The sequence below is a fragment of the Nocardiopsis oceani genome, from assembly GCF_054777395.1.
The window spans coordinates 16,095-31,911 of sequence record NZ_BAAHAR010000063.1 but is presented as its reverse complement, the minus strand read 5'-3'; the positions used below and the strand labels follow the sequence as shown (position 1 = coordinate 31,911).

General features: G+C 70.3%; 12 protein-coding genes. 7 read left to right on the top strand and 5 right to left on the bottom strand.

Going from position 1 to position 15,817, the window contains the following annotated elements; all coding sequences use genetic code 11:
- On the top strand, positions 1-794 hold a 794-nt coding region (locus ACYVDG_RS29490), incomplete at its 5' end, for an HNH endonuclease signature motif containing protein (RefSeq protein WP_460761795.1).
- A gap of 536 nt (positions 795-1,330) precedes the next feature.
- Here ACYVDG_RS29490 and ACYVDG_RS29485 read toward each other — a convergent pair.
- The gene (locus tag ACYVDG_RS29485; protein WP_460761792.1) at positions 1,331-2,341 is read right to left on the bottom strand and encodes an Lrp/AsnC family transcriptional regulator; all 1,011 of its coding nucleotides are present in this window, start codon (positions 2,339-2,341) and stop codon (positions 1,331-1,333) included.
- Positions 2,342-2,524: 183 nt separating this feature from the next.
- Between ACYVDG_RS29485 and ACYVDG_RS29480 the strand changes: the two genes are divergently transcribed.
- From ACYVDG_RS29480 to ACYVDG_RS29470, 3 genes are all read left to right on the top strand, one after another.
- Entirely contained in the window at positions 2,525-3,793 is a 1,269-nt protein-coding gene (locus ACYVDG_RS29480) for a metal-dependent hydrolase family protein (protein ID WP_460761789.1), read from the top strand.
- 151 nt (positions 3,794-3,944) lie between these two features.
- The gene (locus ACYVDG_RS29475; protein WP_460761786.1) at positions 3,945-5,570 is read left to right on the top strand and encodes an AbgT family transporter; all 1,626 of its coding nucleotides are present in this window, start codon (positions 3,945-3,947) and stop codon (positions 5,568-5,570) included.
- A 25-nt stretch (positions 5,571-5,595) separates the two neighbouring features.
- A complete protein-coding gene (locus ACYVDG_RS29470; protein WP_460761783.1) occupies positions 5,596-6,834 on the top strand; it encodes a metal-dependent hydrolase family protein in 1,239 nt (412 codons plus the stop codon).
- Between the two features lie 79 nt (positions 6,835-6,913).
- Here the strand turns inward: ACYVDG_RS29470 and ACYVDG_RS29465 are convergent, their stop codons facing one another.
- Both ACYVDG_RS29465 and ACYVDG_RS29460 read right to left on the bottom strand, forming a co-directional pair.
- Positions 6,914-7,975 (bottom strand): 3-deoxy-7-phosphoheptulonate synthase, encoded by a 1,062-nt coding sequence (locus ACYVDG_RS29465; RefSeq protein WP_460761780.1) that lies wholly within the window; start codon positions 7,973-7,975, stop codon positions 6,914-6,916.
- A gap of 208 nt (positions 7,976-8,183) precedes the next feature.
- Positions 8,184-9,899 (bottom strand): AMP-binding protein, encoded by a 1,716-nt coding sequence (locus ACYVDG_RS29460; protein ID WP_460761777.1) that lies wholly within the window; start codon positions 9,897-9,899, stop codon positions 8,184-8,186.
- A 189-nt stretch (positions 9,900-10,088) separates the two neighbouring features.
- On the opposite strand from ACYVDG_RS29460, the gene ACYVDG_RS29455 reads away from it, so the two are divergent.
- The gene (locus tag ACYVDG_RS29455; RefSeq protein WP_460761774.1) at positions 10,089-10,976 is read left to right on the top strand and encodes a DUF4429 domain-containing protein; all 888 of its coding nucleotides are present in this window, start codon (positions 10,089-10,091) and stop codon (positions 10,974-10,976) included.
- Between the two features lie 108 nt (positions 10,977-11,084).
- The gene (gene pip, locus ACYVDG_RS29450; RefSeq protein ID WP_460761769.1) at positions 11,085-12,041 is read left to right on the top strand and encodes a prolyl aminopeptidase; all 957 of its coding nucleotides are present in this window, start codon (positions 11,085-11,087) and stop codon (positions 12,039-12,041) included.
- 70 nt (positions 12,042-12,111) lie between these two features.
- Here the strand turns inward: pip and ACYVDG_RS29445 are convergent, their stop codons facing one another.
- Complete coding sequence (locus ACYVDG_RS29445; RefSeq protein ID WP_460761766.1) at positions 12,112-14,148, bottom strand: DUF4153 domain-containing protein; 2,037 nt, start codon at positions 14,146-14,148, stop codon at positions 12,112-12,114.
- Between the two features lie 214 nt (positions 14,149-14,362).
- Between ACYVDG_RS29445 and ACYVDG_RS29440 the strand changes: the two genes are divergently transcribed.
- Positions 14,363-14,554 carry a ferredoxin gene (locus ACYVDG_RS29440; protein ID WP_460761763.1) on the top strand — a complete coding sequence of 64 codons (192 nt, stop codon included), beginning with the start codon at positions 14,363-14,365 and terminating at the stop codon, positions 14,552-14,554.
- On the opposite strand, the gene ACYVDG_RS29435 is transcribed toward ACYVDG_RS29440, so the two are convergent.
- The gene (locus ACYVDG_RS29435; RefSeq protein ID WP_460761759.1) at positions 14,538-15,803 is read right to left on the bottom strand and encodes an NAD(P)/FAD-dependent oxidoreductase; all 1,266 of its coding nucleotides are present in this window, start codon (positions 15,801-15,803) and stop codon (positions 14,538-14,540) included. The two genes, ACYVDG_RS29440 and ACYVDG_RS29435, sit on opposite strands and share 17 nt — an antisense overlap.
- Positions 15,804-15,817: the final 14 nt, after the last annotated feature.

Genomic DNA, 15,817 nt, shown 5'->3' with positions numbered 1-15,817 from the left:
GGGGTCCGAGTGAGCACGCCGAGGAGATCCAGCGTGAGCTCAAGGCCCACGAGGTGGACTATGACCCCGAGAGGCTGCACGTGTCGGCTTCGGAGCGGATGTATGACGCGTTCATGAACCTGGTCCGGTCCGCATCCCACCCCACCAACCCCGGCGAGGGCGCAGAGAACAGCGAGGGCGCTGAGGGTGCCGAAGGTGCCCAGGGCTCCGACGGTCAGGACAGCAAGGGCAAGGGCGGCCCGGGTCGCAAGCGTGCTGCGGTGGCGATGATCAACATCATGGTGCCCCTGCCCACCTTCCTGGGCCTCCAGGGCGAGGGTGAGGGTGCGGGTCCGGCGGTGACGCAGGACGGGCAGGTGGTCTCTATGGCCGCGATCCGTGCCCTGGCCCCCAACAGCCAGCTGCGCCGCATGATCACCTCCCCCAAGGGCGACCGGGTGCTGGACGTGGGCCGTACCCAGCGCAACGCCACGGGCGCTCTGCGGGACGCGGGGATGTTCGGTCACACCACCTGCGCCTGGTATCAGGGGTGCAACACCCCGGCCAGCGGTTCCGAGGCCGACCACAAGAGGAGCTTCTCGGCCGGTGGGTCCACGAGCGCGGACAATATCCAGCCACTGTGCTCAGACCACAACCGGTTGAAGTATCGCCGGGAGACCAATCCGGAGCAGTCCGTCTGGCAGGGCCGCCCCTCCCACCGCAACCGGGGAAGCAACAACAAGGGGGAGGACTCGGACGCCGACCCCGACCCAGAGCCAGCTTCCACACCCACCCCTACACCTGAGGAGCGCTAACCCCGCCCGCCAAGGCCCTACCGCCCCACGCCCCCATGCCCTGGCGCCCTCCCGAGGGGTTCGCTGCCCACAGTGACCGGCCGCGACACCCGACCCGTCAACGCTCCGGCGCAGGGGCAGGCATCGGCCGCCAGGCCGAGGGGTCCGCAGCCCAGAATGACCGGCCGCGACACCCAACCCGTCAACGCTCCGGCGCAGGGGCAGGCATCGGCCGCCAGGCCGAGGGGTCGGGCGAAGCCCGAACCGGCTAGGACCTCAACCACCCGTCCCCCTTTCCCGATAGCCGCCAACCTGCCGTCGTAGCGGAGCGGGTCAAGGTGGAGCGCCAATGACGCGCGAAGCGCTCGATGGCGACGACCTTGAGGCGCGTAGCGGAGACGGCCACAATCGGGCGGCGGGAAAGGAGGGAACCCCACCCCAGAGAGCGAACCCCACCCCAGAGAGCGAACCCCACCCCAGAGAGCGAACCCCACCCCAGAGCAGGCACCCCACCCCAAAAAGAGAACCCCACCCCAGAGCAGGCATCCCCACCCGGCTTAGCGGAGCTGGACCGGGACCGAGCGTACGAAGCGCTGCTCGGCGTCGGTCACCCCGCCCATGAACTTGAAGGTCCGCAGGGTCATCCGCCGGTCGGCGATGCGCAGCCCGGGCAGCTCCTCCAGCAGCCGCCGCTCCACGCGGGTGAGGTCCGGGGCATCGCGCAGCCAGAGGATGAACAGGGTGTTCTCGGGCCCGGCGATGGTGGTGCACAGCCGTACCTCGGGGATGCGTTCGCCCAGGTCGGGCACGCCGTCGAGGACTTCGGGGTCGAGGGAGCCCCACAGGGTGGCGGCGCTCGGCCACCCCATGTGTACTCGGGAGATGTCGCAGCGCAGCCCCAGGAGGCCGTCGCGCAGCAGCCGGTTGATGCGGCGTGCGGCGGTGGTGGGTGCGACGTCCAGCCGTTCGGCGATGGTCTGGTAGCCGAGCCGTGCGTCTGCGCACAGCAGGTCGACGATGCTCTGGTCCAGCTCGGTCACCCGCTCGTTGCCCACCGGGTCGCGCCGGGCGGGGGAGAGGGCGCGCAACCGGCGGCGCTGATCGGGTGACAGGGCCCGGACCTGCCACAGGTAGGCCTCTCGGGGCACCTCCGTGACCACGTGCACCCGGTACGACACGACGTCCGGGATACCGCCCACCCAGTTGAGCAGGTAGTCGGCCAGGCCGCCTCCGGGGACGACCGTGAGCATGGGCTGGTGGGAGCCGGCGACGAACTGGATGCTGAGGGTGTCGCGATCCTCGGCGAGGACGGCGGCGACCCGTTCCACCGTGCCGTTGCGGCAGCTCAGCTCCACGTAGCTCAGGTACCGCCGGGCCATCACCCGTCGGCGGGGGAAGGCGGCGATGCGGGCCAGACCGCTGTCCTCCAAGCGCTTCCACCGCCGGGCGAGGGTGGTGGCGTCCGCGTCCAGGATCGGCCCGAGCTCGGCCCACGTGGCCCTTGGCGCCAGCTGGAGCGCGTTGATCAGGGTCAGGTCGAACTCGTTCGGGGTGCTCGATTCCGGCAACGTCTGCCCCTTGGCTGCTGTTTTCCGGCGATCGGTGCAGGTTACCCGTACTTCCGAATAGGTTTCCGCAAGACCACTGAGGCAGCCCTGAACTGCGTGTTTCTGTTGGATTGCGTGCCCGTTCACCAACGGTTCCGGACGGCGGAGCCGGGCAGCGGGGCTCTGAGGAGGAAGGTGACGCCGATGACCTCGGCAGAGAGGACCCTCGTGGTCCGTGACGGGACCGTGGTGGACGGGACCGGCTCCGGCCCCCGTGAGCACTGGACCGTCGTGGCGCGCGACGGCCGGATCGACTGGGTCGGTCCCGCCGACCGCGCGCCGCACGTCAGCGGACCCCACCGGGTGGTCGACGCGGCCGGAAGCACGGTCCTCCCGGGGTTCGTCGACACCCACGTGCACCTGACCATGTCGGGCGACGGCATGAACCCCGCCGACCTGCTCCACCAGCCGCCGCACTACGGTTACTTCACCGCGATCCCGCGCCTGAAGGCCACGCTCGACGCCGGGATCACCAGCGTCCGCGACCTGGCGGGGCTGGACCAGGCCGTGGTTCAGGCCGTCGAGGAGGGGATCGTCCCCGGTCCCCGGCTCACCACCGCCTACCGGGCGCTCGGCCCCACCGGCGGGCACGGCGACTTCCGGACCTGTTGCGGGTTCGACTTCGGCACCGTCCTCGGCCCCGACGGTGCGCTCTCGGTCAACACCGACGGCCCGGCCGAGGCGCTGCGCGCCACCCGCGAGGTCATGCGCAAGGGCGCCAAGGTCATCAAGGTGATGGCCAGCGGTGGTGTGTGGAGCCCCCAGGACACCCCGTGGCACGACGGCCTCAACATCGAGGAGATGTCCGTGATCGTGCGTGAGGCCGCCGCCCACGACATCCCGGTGGCCGCGCACGCCCAGAGCGCCCGCAGTATCCGCAACGCCCTCACCGCCGGGGTCACCAGCATCGAGCACGGCTACGAGATCGACGAGCAAGGCATCGAGCTGATGCTGGCCGGCGGCGCCTACCTCGTCCCCACCCTGGCGACCGCCACCACCCCGCCCGACCCCGCCAAGTCGGCCGACTACGCGGTCGCCAAGAAGCTCAAGCTCCAGGAGCACCTGAGCGAGAACATCACCGCCGCGATCCGCGCGGGTGTCCGCGTCGCCCTGGGCACGGACTCCGGTATCTGCCGACACGGCCGCAACTTGCGCGAACTCGAACTGCTCGTCGAGCACGGTATGAGCCCCATGGGCGCACTGCTCGCCGGGACCCGGGACGCCGCCGCGCTCCTCGGCCGGTCCGAGGACATCGGCACCCTCGAACCCGGCAAGCGCGCCGACGTCGTCGTCTGCGCGGGTGACCCCCTCGCCGACATCACCGTGCCGGGCGATCCCGACAACATCACCGCCGTGGTCAAGAACGGTGTGGTCCACAAGGACACCACCGGCGTCCGCGGCACCGCGCGCTGATCCCCGAGTTCAGCCGAACCCCGTGGTCAGCTGAGGCCCGCAGCTCAGAAGCCAAGAAACCCAGAAACCCAGAAACCCAGAAGCCCAGAAGCCCAGAAGCCCAGAAACCCACGATCGTCCGAAACCCTCCTTACTCCCCAGAGGTGGACCCATGAGCACCAAGCGCTCCGACTCAGGCGGGCACGGCGGCGGCCCCGGCACACCGCGCCCCGGATTCTTCGCCCGCACGATCGACGGCATCGAACGGGCCGGCAACAGGATTCCCGACCCGTTCATCCTCTTCCTGCTGCTCTTCGCGATCGTGGCAGTGGCCTCCACGATCATGTCCTCTGTCGGTGTCACCTATGAGCTGCCCGGGAGCGGGGAGGGCGCCCAAGAGATCCAGGGGTTCTTCACCGCGGAGGGCCTGACCTGGATCACCACCAACCTGGTCGCGAACTTCGTCGGCTTCCCGCCCCTGGGCGTGGTGCTGACTATCCTCCTCGGCGTCGGTATCGCCCAGCGGACGGGTCTGCTCAACACCCTGGTCCGGATGGCCTTCGGACGGGCCCCCAAGTGGCTGCTCCCGTACGTCGTCGCCCTGGTGGGTGTGTCCGCCAGCATCATGAGCGACGCGGCCATGGTGGTGGTCCCGCCGCTCGCCGCAATGGTCTTCAAGGCAGCGGGGCGCCACCCGGTCGCGGGCCTGCTCGGCGCCTTCGCCGCTGCCATGGCCGCGTTCAGTTGCAGCCCGTTCATCACCAGTACCGACGCGCTGCTGTCCGGTATCACCCAGTCGGCGTCCGTGCCGGTCGAGGGCCTGGGCGTGACGACCGTGACGCCGGTCTCCAACCACTTCCTCACGTTCACCATCGCGATCATCCTCAGCGCCGTGGCCGGCTTCCTCATCGACAAGGTCCTCGAACCCTCGCTGGAGCGCCGCCAGGTCAGCCGCGACCAGGTCTCCGACGAAGAGGAGGAACCCGCGTCGGCCAAGGGCGGGGCGCGCCCGGACCTGAAGATGGACACCGAGATCACTGCGTCCGAGCGCTTCGGCCTGCGCTGGTCCGGTGTCGCCCTGGTGCTGACCGTCGTCGCGGTCCTCCTCGTGACCCTCCCCGGCAACGCACCCATGCGCAACGAAGACGGTGCGTTCCTACCGGAGTCCCCGCTGCTCGACTCGGTGGTCTTCCTGGTCTTCCTCACCCTGGCCGTGCCCGCTATCGCCTACGGTCTGGCGACTCGGGCCATCCGCAAGGGCTCGGACATCACCAAGATGATGGGCCACACCATCAAGGACATGTCCGGCTTCATCGTGCTGGCCTTCGTGATGGCCCAGTTCCTGGAGCTGTTCGACTGGACCGGCCTGTCCACGTGGACCGCGGTCGCCGGCGCGGAGACGCTGGAGGCCACCGGGTTCACCGGTTTCGGCGCGATCCTCGGCTTCATCCTGCTGGCCTGGCTGATCAACTTCTTCATCATCTCGGGCTCGGCCCAGTGGGCGCTGTTCGCGGCGGTCTTCGTCCCGATGTTCGCGCTTCTGGGCTACGAGCCGGGCTTCATCCAGGCGGCCTACCGAATCGGCGACTCCACCTCCAGCGTGCTCTCGCCGCTCAACCCGTACATGATCATCGTGCTGGGCTTCCTGAAGGCCTACGAGCCCAAGGCGGGGATCGGTACGTTGATCGCGCGCTGCCTGCCCTTCTCCCTGGTCTTCCTCGTCCTGTGGGTCATCGTCTTCGCGGTGTTCTACTTCGGCGGGATCCCGATCGGACCGGGTATGTACTCGCACATCTGATCCACCACCACAAGGAGTCAACCCCATGACCGGCGCCAGGACCCTGTACCGGGATCTCACCCTCATCGACGGCACCGGGGCCGCCCCGGTCGCGGACGCCGCCGTGCTGGTCGAGGACGGCGTCATCGGCTACGCGGGCCCCGCCGCCGACGCGCCCGCCACGGGGCCCGAAGCCACCGTCGAGAGCCTGGGCGGGCGCACCCTCCTCCCCGGGTTCATCGACACCCACGTGCACTTCGGCTTCGCCGACGGCCGCGCCCTGGCCAGCAACAACGCTGAGATCTCCCGCAGCCTGCACGCCTTCGAGTCGGCCGAGCGCATGCGCACCACCCTGGAAGCGGGCGTGACCAGCGCCCGGGACTTGGGCGGGGCCGACGCCGGGTTCCGTATCGCCCAGGAGCGCGGCCTGATCCGGGGGCCGCGCCTGAGCATGGCGCTGCGCCTGGTGAGCCACACCGGCGGGCACGCCGACTTCACGCTGCCCTCGGGGACCAACGCGCACGACTGCGAGCACACGGCAGCGGAGATCGCCGACTCCCCGCAGGAGGTCCGGGTGTCCGCGCGGCGGCTCGTCCGGGACGGAGCCGACGTGATCAAGGTGTGCGCGACGGGCGGGCTTTCCAGCCCTTCCGACGGGCCCACCGACGAGGGGATCACCGAGGAGGAGATCGCCGTGATCGTCGCGGAGACCGCCAAGCACGGCGGCCGGCCGGTCGCCGCGCACGCGCAGGGCGCGGCCGGGATCAGGAACGCGGTGCGCGGCGGGGTGACCAGCGTTGAGCACGGCTACCTGATCGATGACGAGGGCATCGACCTGATGCTGGAGCGCGGCACGTTCCTGGTGCCGACCCTGACCACGTTCGACTTCGAGGACCGCGTCCACCTGATGTCGAAGAAGGCGATCGACACCAAGCGGACTCTGGCTGAGGAGACCTACCGGCGGATCTCGCACGCGGTGGCCCGCGGGGTGCGCGTGGCGATGGGTACCGACGCGGGGATCTCCGAGCACGGCCGCAACCTGCGTGAGCTCGCGCAGATGGTGTCCGTCGGGCTCTCACCCATGGCGGCGATCGTTGCGGGCACCGGCAACGCCGCGGAGCTGGTGGGCGCGGCCGACCGGGTCGGCACGGTCGAGGCCGGAAAGCTCGCCGACCTGGTGGTGTGCGAGGGCGACCCGCTCGCCGACATCGCACTGCTCGGCAAGCGGGACAACGTCACGCTGGTCGTCCAGGGCGGCGAGGTCGTCAAGGACACCCGCGGCTGATTCGCCGGGAGGCTTCCGGACCAGTGAACACAACGTGGGGCCTGGCGCGAGCGTCAGGCCCCACGGCGTCCGGTGTGCCTCAGACGGCGTTCTTGCGGCGCTGGCGCACGGCGTCGGCGAGGTTGGCGAGCACGCCCTCGGTAGTGTCCCAACCCATGCACTTGTCGGTGATGGACTGGCCGTAGGTGAGTTCGGCGGGGTCGCCGAGCTTCTGGGCGCCCTCTTCGAGGTAGCTCTCCAGCATGACGCCGGTGATGCCCTTCTGGCCCTCGGCGACCTGGGCGGCGATGCCCTGGGCGACCGCCACCTGGCGGACGTGGTCCTTGCCGCTGTTGGCGTGGCTGGCGTCGATCATCAGGCGGCGCGGCAGCTTGGCGCCCTCGATGACGTCCAGGGCGGAGCCCACCGAAGCGGGGTCGTGGTTGGGGCCGCTGCGCCCGCCGCGCAGGATGACGTGGCAGTCCGGGTTGCCTTCGGTGACCACGACCGAACCCGCTCCGGCGGGGTCCACGCCGAAGAAGGTGTGGGAGGCGGCCGCCGCGCCCACGGCGTCCACGGCCACCTGGACGTCGCCGTCGGTGCCGTTCTTGAAGCCGACCGGGGTGCTCAGGCCGCTGCTGAGCTGGCGGTGCACCTGGCTCTCGGTGGTGCGGGCGCCGATCGCACCCCAGGACACCGCGTCGGCGATGTACTGGGGGGTGATCGGGTCGAGGAACTCGGTGCCCGAGGGCAGCCCCAGGGAGTTGATGTCGAGCAGCAGCTTGCGGGCGGTGCGCAGGCCGCGGTGCACGTCGTAGGTGTCGTCCAGGCCGGGGTCGTTGATCAGGCCCTTCCAGCCCACCGTGGTGCGGGGCTTCTCGAAGTACACGCGCATGACCACGCACAGCTCGTCGCTGACCGACGGGATCAGGTCCCGGAGGCGGCGGGCGTAGTCCAGGGCCGACTCGGGGTCGTGCACGGAGCAGGGGCCGACCACGACCAGGAGGCGGTCGTCCTCGCCGTCCAGGACGCGCTTGACCTCGTTGCGCGAGTTCTCCACCAGAGCAGTGCTCTCGGGGCTCATCGGCAGCTCGGAGAGCAGGTCCTGGGGTGCGATGAGCGGCCTGTAGCTCGCCACCCGCGTGTCGTTCGTGCTCGTCATCGTCTCCCCTAGGTCCCGTCATGTTGTTCGTGTGGCATGAAAACCGTAGCGCGGCCGGTCACGCGCGAAGCGTTCGCGTCGGCATTTCGACGGGGCACGGGAGATGGGAAAAGCCACACCGGCGCATTGCCGAAGAGAACGTCTCATCTTGTGAGACGAAAATTACGTGGTGGCCATTCCCGCCGAAGGTCCTGCCGGGATCGAGGGGTCAGTCCTTCAACCCGGGGAGGTCGTCCTCCCAGAACTCGCGCGGGTTGCGCGTGCCGTCGGTGACCGTGCCGCGTTCGGCCTCGGCCTGCCGCAGCTGTACACGTCGGATCTTACCCGAGGCGGTCTTGGGTAGCTCGGTGAACTCCAGACGGCGGACCCTTTTGTGCGGGGACAGCCGTTCGCGCGCGTACGCCAGGACGGCCCGCGCGCTCTCGCTGTCGGGGGCCGCGCCCTCGGCCAGCGCCACGTACGCCTTGGCGACCGCGAGGCGCAGCGGATCGGGGGAGGGGACGACCGCCGCCTCGGCCACGAATTCGTGTTCCAGAAGAACACTTTCCAGTTCAAATGGTGAGATCCGGTAATCGGAGGCTTTGAACACATCGTCGATCCGGCCGATATAGGTAATGTAGCCGCGCGAATCCCGGGTGGCGATGTCACCCGTGCGGTAGAGGCCCTTGCGGGTCGCCTCGCGCGTGCGCTCGGGATTGTCCGAGTACCCCCGCATCGCGCCCACGGGCTCGTTGGCGAGGTCCACACAGATCTGCCCCGTGTCCGCACGCTCCTCGGTGACCGGATCCGCGAGGACGATGTCGTAGCCGGGCATCGGGTGCCCCATGGAACCCGGGACGACCTCCTGCCCGGGGCCGTTGCCGATGAGCAGCGTCGTCTCGGTCTGCCCGAACCCGTCGCGGACGGTCAGCCCCCACGCCTCCCGGATCCGCTCCACGATCTCCGGGTTGAGGGGCTCGCCCGCAGCCAGGACCTCGCGCAGCCCCACCTCCCACCGGCCCGGGTCGGCCTGGACGAGCATCCGCCAGACCGTCGGCGGCGCGCACATGGTGTTCGTACCGCAGCGCACCACCGCGTCCAGCAGGAAGGCGGGGTCGAAGCGCTCCTGGTTGACCACGAGCACCGTGGCCTCGGCGTTCCACGGCCCGAACACGCTGCTGTACGCGTGCTTGCCCCAGCCGGGAGCGGAGACGTTCAGGTGCACGTCTCCGGGCTGGACCCCGAGCCAGTACATGGTGGACAGGTGCCCGATCGGGTACGAACTCTGCGTGTGCGTGACCAGCTTGGGCCGCGAGGTCGTGCCGGAGGTGAAGTACAGCAGGAGGGGGTCGTCGGGCCCCGTGGTGTGCGGCTGGCGGAAGTCCAGACCCGCGTGCTCGGAATCGGGGTAGCTGAGCCACCCGTCCATGTATCCCACGCAGATGCGTGTCCAGTGGCCCTTCAAGTGCTCGAACCGCTCGGTCTCGGTGGGGGAGCAGATGACGTGGGCGACGTCGCCCCGATCCAGCCGGTCCACCAGGTCGCCCTCGGACAGGTTGGTCGCGGTCGGCGTGATGACGGCGCCGAGCTTGATCGCGGCCAGCATCGTCTCCCACAGCTCGACCTGGTTGCCGAGCATGAGCATGATCCGGTCGCCCGGGTGCACGCCCTGACCGATCAGCCAGTTCGCGACCTGGTTGGAGCGCTCGGACAGCTCCCGGTAGGTGTGGTGGGCTTCGGTTCCGTCGCTCTCCACCAGCCACACCGCGGTCCGGTCGGGGCGGGAGGCGGCCACCAGGTCGAAGTGGTCCAGGGCCCAGTTGAACCGTTCCGGCCGGGGCCACTCGAACTCCCTGCCGGCGGTCTCCTGGTCCTCCCGGTGCTTGAGGAGGAGGTCGCGTGCGGCGCGGAACTCCCGTGCTCCCTCGGACAGCTCTTTCGACATCGAAGACCTCCGGTTCGGGGGCGGGGCGCCGAGCGCGCCGCCCACGGGCCCCCACCACGAGAGGGCGGCGGGACGGGGTGTGCCTCTGCGGTTCTACCCGTTCCGGGGCGCCCCGACCCCTGGCCGCGCTGCAGGGCGCGGCCCGCGGGGTTACTCCGGGGGCCGCGTGTCCGTCTAGGATGATGATCCATGGAGGAACTGCACGGACACCACGGGATCTGGCGTTTCGACGACGAGACGGTGCGCTTCACCTTCGGGGTCGGACGCAAGGTTCCCGCCCTGCTCAAGGCCCTCGGCCAGTGCTCCGTGCCGCTGGCTGCCGTGCGAGACGTGGAGTTCGACCCCGGTGACCGCAAGCACGGGTGGCGGCTCCGGCTTCACTTGATGGACGGGGCCGACCCCTACGTGCGCTTGGTGACGACGGGTGTCGCCAACACCCCCACACCCCTGGTGCTGACCGGGCCGCACGACCGGGAGCTGGTTGCCGAGTACCACGCCGACCGGATCGCCGAGTCCGCACGCTACGCCCGCGAGACCCTCGATGCCCCGCCCGGCCCGGAACAGGTCGCCCAGGGGTTGGTGGCGAGGCTGCCGGTCCAGGCCCGCACCGGAGAGGGCTCGGCCACCTTCGACGGAAAGAACGTGCGGTTCCAGTGGGACGGCTGGATGGCGAGCACCGCCAAGGGGCAGGAGGAGTCCCGCGAGTTCCCGCTCTCAGAGATCGAGTCCCTTCGGTGGAACCCGCCGCTCGACTTGACGGAGGGGTTCCTGCGTGTGGTCCTGCGCGGGGTGACCATCCCCGAGGCGGCCGACATCGAGAACGACTTCTTCACCCTCGCCTCGCACGGTACCAAGGGCAGTGAGCAGACACTCCTGGTGGCGGCGACCGTCAACACCCACATCGGGCTGGCCGCGCACGCCGAGCCTGAACCCGCCGCCCTCGCCGCCGCCACCCCCGCAGAGGACAGCGACGCGATCTTCACCAAGATCCGTGAGCTCGGGCGCCTGCACGCCGAAGGCCTGCTCACCGACGACGAGTTCGGTACCAAGAAGGCCGAGCTCCTGGAACGGCTCTGACCTCGGCCCCACGGCGGACCTGAGCCCGGTTCCGGACCGGTTCCGGGACCGGAGCCGTCCCGGCAGGACCATCTCGGAGACCAACCACAGCACGAAAGGGTCCACGCCTTGCGCACCTTGTACTCGCCCATCGAGCCGTACGACACGGGCATGCTCGACGTCGGCGACGGGCACCGCGTCTACTGGGAGCTGTGCGGCAACCCCTCGGGCAAACCCGTGGTGTTCCTGCACGGCGGCCCGGGCGGTGGCTGCACCCCCGACCACCGCCGGCTCTTCGACCCGGAGAAGTACCGCATCCTCCTGTTCGACCAGCGCAACTGCGGCCGCTCCACCCCGCACGCCAGCCGCATGGACGTCGACCTGTCCACCAACACCACATGGGCGCTGGTCGAGGACATGGAACGCCTGCGCGAGATGATCGGCGTCGATGCCTGGCAGGTCTTCGGCGGATCCTGGGGCAGCTGCCTCGCCCTGGCCTACGCCCAGAAGCACCCCGAGCGCGTCACCGAGCTGATCGTCCGGGGCATCTTCACCCTGCGCGACCAGGAACTGCGCTGGTTCTACCAGGAGGGCGCCTCGAACCTCTTCCCGGACCTGTGGGAGCACTACCTCGCCCCCATCCCGGAGGACGAGCGCGGCGACCTCATCTCCGCCTACGCCAGGCGCCTGGGTTCCTCGGACCGCGACGTGCGGCTGGAGGCCGCCCGGGCGTGGAGCGTGTGGGAGGGCTCGACGATCACCCTGCGGCCCAACCCGGCGCTGCGCGAACACCACGCGGACGAGGACTACGCGCTGGCCTTCGCCCGGATCGAGAACCACTACTTCCACAACAAGGGCTTCTTCACCCCGGAACAGCTCATCGAGGGCGCAGAGCGCATCCGCCACATTCCCGGCGTGATCATCCAGGGCCGCTACGACGTGTGCACACCGGTGCGCACCGCCTACGACCTGCACCGCGCCTGGCCGGAGGCGGAGTTCCACATCGTCGACGACGCGGGCCACGCCTTCAGTGAGCCCGGGATCCTCGACCGGCTCCTCGAGGCCACCGACCGCTTCGCCGCGTAGCGGACGGGCACCGTACGGACGAGGGCCCTGAGCGCGCTACGGGCCCTCGTGCGTGTCCCGCTGTGTGCCCCTAATAGCCCCTGATGGTGAAGGAGCAGGGGTTCTCGTCGCGGTCGGTCTGCAGATGGGCGTACTCCTCGTCGGACAGCAGCCCCCTGGCCCGCTCACGGGACAGGTTCAGTTCGGCCAGGGGGTCGGGCTCCGCAAGCCGGACCCCGATCCGCTCCATGGCGCAGGCCTGGTCGTCACCCTCGAGTCCGAGCAGCCCCGGAACCGCGTCCGCGGACATTCCCTGCAGGTACCGGGTGTCGATGTCGGCGAGATCGAGTTCGTGGTGGCTCTCGGCGACCCGCAGGTCGGGGTTGCTGTAGGCGAACACGGCCAGGGCCGCGGCCCCCACGGCGACCGTGACACGCGGCAGCCAACGGGCTGGACGGCCGAGCGTGTTCAGCACACCCACCGCGATGACCAGACCGAACACGAGCGCGCTCCACGCGATCCACGCTTCGGCCGTGGCCCGCATCCGGGTCAGTCCGAACACGTCGATGTACAGCTGGAGCCGCATCATGGCGGACGCCAGGATGACCAGGGTCAGGACGCACAGCACACCGAGCACGGCGTTGCGCAGCAAGCGGGTGCCCGAAGGGCGGTCCGGTACCAACCGCACCACCAGCGCCACCACACCCAAGACGAGCAGGCTCACCACCACCAGCTGGAAGAAGCCCTGGCGGGCGTACTCCGCGTACGTCATCCCGGCGACCCGCTGCACGTGGTCTTCGCCGCCGAACATGGCGGTGGCCTGGACCACCAGGAAGGCAGCGAAGAGGACGGCCAGCGCACCGAGCGGGAAGCTCCACGTCCAGGTCGGCCACTGCTGGGCAATCCACTCCGGCTTGGGCGCGGAGGCCGTGACGGGCTTGGGGTTCGGGTGGCGTCGGGCGGCCAGGACCGCGGCCCCGGTGAACAGCATCACGAGCACCGCCCCGACCGGGTGCAGGGCGCTCACGTCGAAGGAGAACGAGGTGAACAGGTTCTCCACGTGGCTGGAGAAGACCGGGTCCGCGTAGGCGAACAGGCCCCCGAAGACCACCAGGAGGCCGAAGGTCGCGCCCGCGGTGGCAAGAGCGGGCACGAAAGTCCGGTTCGACGCCTTCAGGCGGGCCAGCGGCCGGACCAGGAAGGCCGGGACGGCCGGGACGTTGCGGAGCAGCGCCAGCGCCCCCGCTGCCACCGCGACTGGGCCCCGGCGCGCGGCGGGGTTGTGCACGGCGAAGGCCAGTGAGGCGAGGACGAACGAGCCGAGCAGGGTCCACACGAGGACCCAATCCGCGTCCCGTACGGCCGCGGTGGCCAACAGCACCGCGGAGAGGACCCCGTAGACCGCCGACCACGCGTACCGGTAGCGGTCGGTGTTCGGTCCGGGTTCGCGGTTGTCGGATTCCGCGACCTGCTCCGCGTCCGGGCCCGCATCTGCGTCCCGGTCCTCGTCCGACCCCGTGTCCTCGGTCTGGACTTCGTCCTTGGCCTGGTCCCGGTCCTCGACTTCTGGCTCTTCCGCGCCCTCGGATTCGGCTTGGTACCCGTCCCCGGTCCGGTCCTCACGGGCGTCCTCGGCCCGGTCCTCTTCCTCAGGGCCGGAGCCGTCAGCGGAATCGGCGGTGGGTTCGGCGCCCTCGGGGATCGCCGGACGCACCAGCAGCGCGGTGAGCGCGGTCAACCCGGCCACCACGCCGGTGATCACCAGCCCGAGCCCGGGTCGGCTGAGCGTGGCCAGGAACAGCGCCACCGTGCCGACACCGAGCACCGCCAGGGGCAGCCACACCGGTGCCTGCGGCAGCGGAGCCTTGGGCCGCGGGGGCGGGGGCCAAGGGGGCAGCGGCTGCGCGTAGTGCGGCGGCGGCGTGTAGTGCTCCTGGAAGTACGGGTGTTGGCGCCAGTCCGCTTCGGGGTCCGCGGCCCACTGTTCGCCCTCCGGCCGACCTTCCCGCCCTTCGTCCGGTGCCTGGGCGCCGTCCGGCCCCTGCCGGTCCTCGTCGAACTGTTCCGCCGAGTCCGCCTGGTCCGCCGGTTCCGCCACTTCTTGCCGGTCTATTCGGTAGCCGTCCATGCCACGCCTTTCCTGCCGTTCCCGCCGGGGGTGTCTGGCGGATACGACAGCGCAGGATCGGCCCCGGTTCGCCCGATGGCCGGAAAATGTCGCGGGCGAACCGCTGAGGGGACGGCCGGGAACCCCCGTGGTTCGGGAGGTTCGGCCGACCCCTTATTAGGGTGGGGCCACCCGTAGACCCCAGGGCGAGAGCCCTCGGACGAAAGAAGGCAGTATGCGCGTCGAGGTCGATTTCGACCAGTGTGAGAGCAACGCTCTGTGCATGGGGGTGGCCCCGGAGGTGTTCGAGGTGAGGGATGACGACTTCCTCTACCTCCTGACCGAGGAGCCCGGCGAGGAGCTCCACGAGCGCGTCCGCCAGGCGGAGCGCATGTGCCCCAAGGCCGCCATCACCGTGACTGAGTAATCCCCGCGGCGGTCAGGGCCTCATCCCAGGTGGTGGGGTTCTCGAGCAGGCCGCGGTAACGCATGGTGCGCGGGGTGGACCGCAGCCCCAGGACACCGGTGAGCATCCCCCCGCGCCCCAGGAACGCCACGAATTTTCGGTCCTCCGGTGACCCGTGCACGAAGGTGACCTGATCCGCGGGCGCACCCTGCCCCAGGAGCTGAACCTTTTTCTTGTACTGGTCGGACCAGAAATACGGCACAGGTGTGAAGGGCGTCCGCCCCGACCCGGCGAGCAGGTTGCGGGCGGCCGCCTCACCCTGTTCGCTCGCGTTGGTCCAGTGCTCCAGCCGGATCCGGCCGCCATAGCGCGGGTGCGGCCAGTTGGCCAGGTCGCCGACCGCGTAGACGTCGGGCACGGAGGTGGCGGAGAACTCGTCGCACACCACCGCACCGTCGCCGAAGAGTTCGACGCCCGAACGGCGCAGCCATTCGGTGTTGAGATGCACACCCACACCGGCCACCACCAGCGAGGCCTCGATCGCGGAGCCGTCCGCCAAGCGCACCCGCTCCACGTGGCCCGCGCCCTCGTACGCGGTCACGCCCGCACCCAGGCGCACGTCCACGCCGTTCTCGCGGTGCAGGTCGGTGAGGACCTCCCCGATCCTGGGGTCGACCACCCTGGTCAGCGGGGTGGCCGCGGCCTCGACCAAGGTGACCTCCATGCCCACCGCGCGGGCGCTCGCAGCGACCTCCGCGCCGACGAACCCGGCGCCGACCACCACCAGGTGTCCGGTGGACCCGAAGGCCGCGCGCACCGCCTCGGCGTCGTCCAAGGTCCGCAGGACGTGCACCCCGGCCAGGTCGGTCCCCGGGCGCCGGGCCCGCGCCCCCGTGGCCACGATCAGCCCGTCGTAGCGCAGTGCACCCTCACCGCCGGGCCCGACCACGCGCAGCTCGCGGGCGGCCGGGTCCAGCCCGGCGGCCCGGGTGTTCGGACGGAAGTCCAGGTCGAGGCCGTCGACCACGGCGTCGTCGCGCAGCCGGAGGGCCCGGTGCCCGACCAACCACCCGGGATCCCCGGGCGCGGGGTCCATCCCGACCCCGGTGAGGGCCTCCTTGGACAGCGGGGGGCGCGAATACGGCCGGTGCGGTTCCTCGCCGACCAGTGTCAGGCGCCCCTCGAACCCGTGCTCGCGCAGGGCCTCCGCCGCATGCAGCCCGGCCATGCCCGCTCCGGCGATGACGATCTCGTTCGGGGTGTCCGACACCGTGCTTCCTCTTC

Excerpts from the sequence above, each read along its gene's own strand:
- ACYVDG_RS29460 (WP_460761777.1), bottom strand. The coding sequence starts at position 9,899 with ATGTCGAAAGAGCTGTCCGAGGGAGCACGGGAGTTCCGCGCCGCACGC.
- ACYVDG_RS29445 (WP_460761766.1), bottom strand. The coding sequence starts at position 14,148 with ATGGACGGCTACCGAATAGACCGGCAAGAAGTGGCGGAACCGGCGGAC.
- ACYVDG_RS29440 (WP_460761763.1), top strand. The coding sequence starts at position 14,363 with ATGCGCGTCGAGGTCGATTTCGACCAGTGTGAGAGCAACGCTCTGTGC.
- ACYVDG_RS29475 (WP_460761786.1), top strand. The coding sequence starts at position 3,945 with ATGAGCACCAAGCGCTCCGACTCAGGCGGGCACGGCGGCGGCCCCGGC.
- ACYVDG_RS29470 (WP_460761783.1), top strand. The coding sequence starts at position 5,596 with ATGACCGGCGCCAGGACCCTGTACCGGGATCTCACCCTCATCGACGGC.
- ACYVDG_RS29465 (WP_460761780.1), bottom strand. The coding sequence starts at position 7,975 with ATGACGAGCACGAACGACACGCGGGTGGCGAGCTACAGGCCGCTCATC.
- ACYVDG_RS29455 (WP_460761774.1), top strand. The coding sequence starts at position 10,089 with ATGGAGGAACTGCACGGACACCACGGGATCTGGCGTTTCGACGACGAG.
- ACYVDG_RS29480 (WP_460761789.1), top strand. The coding sequence starts at position 2,525 with ATGACCTCGGCAGAGAGGACCCTCGTGGTCCGTGACGGGACCGTGGTG.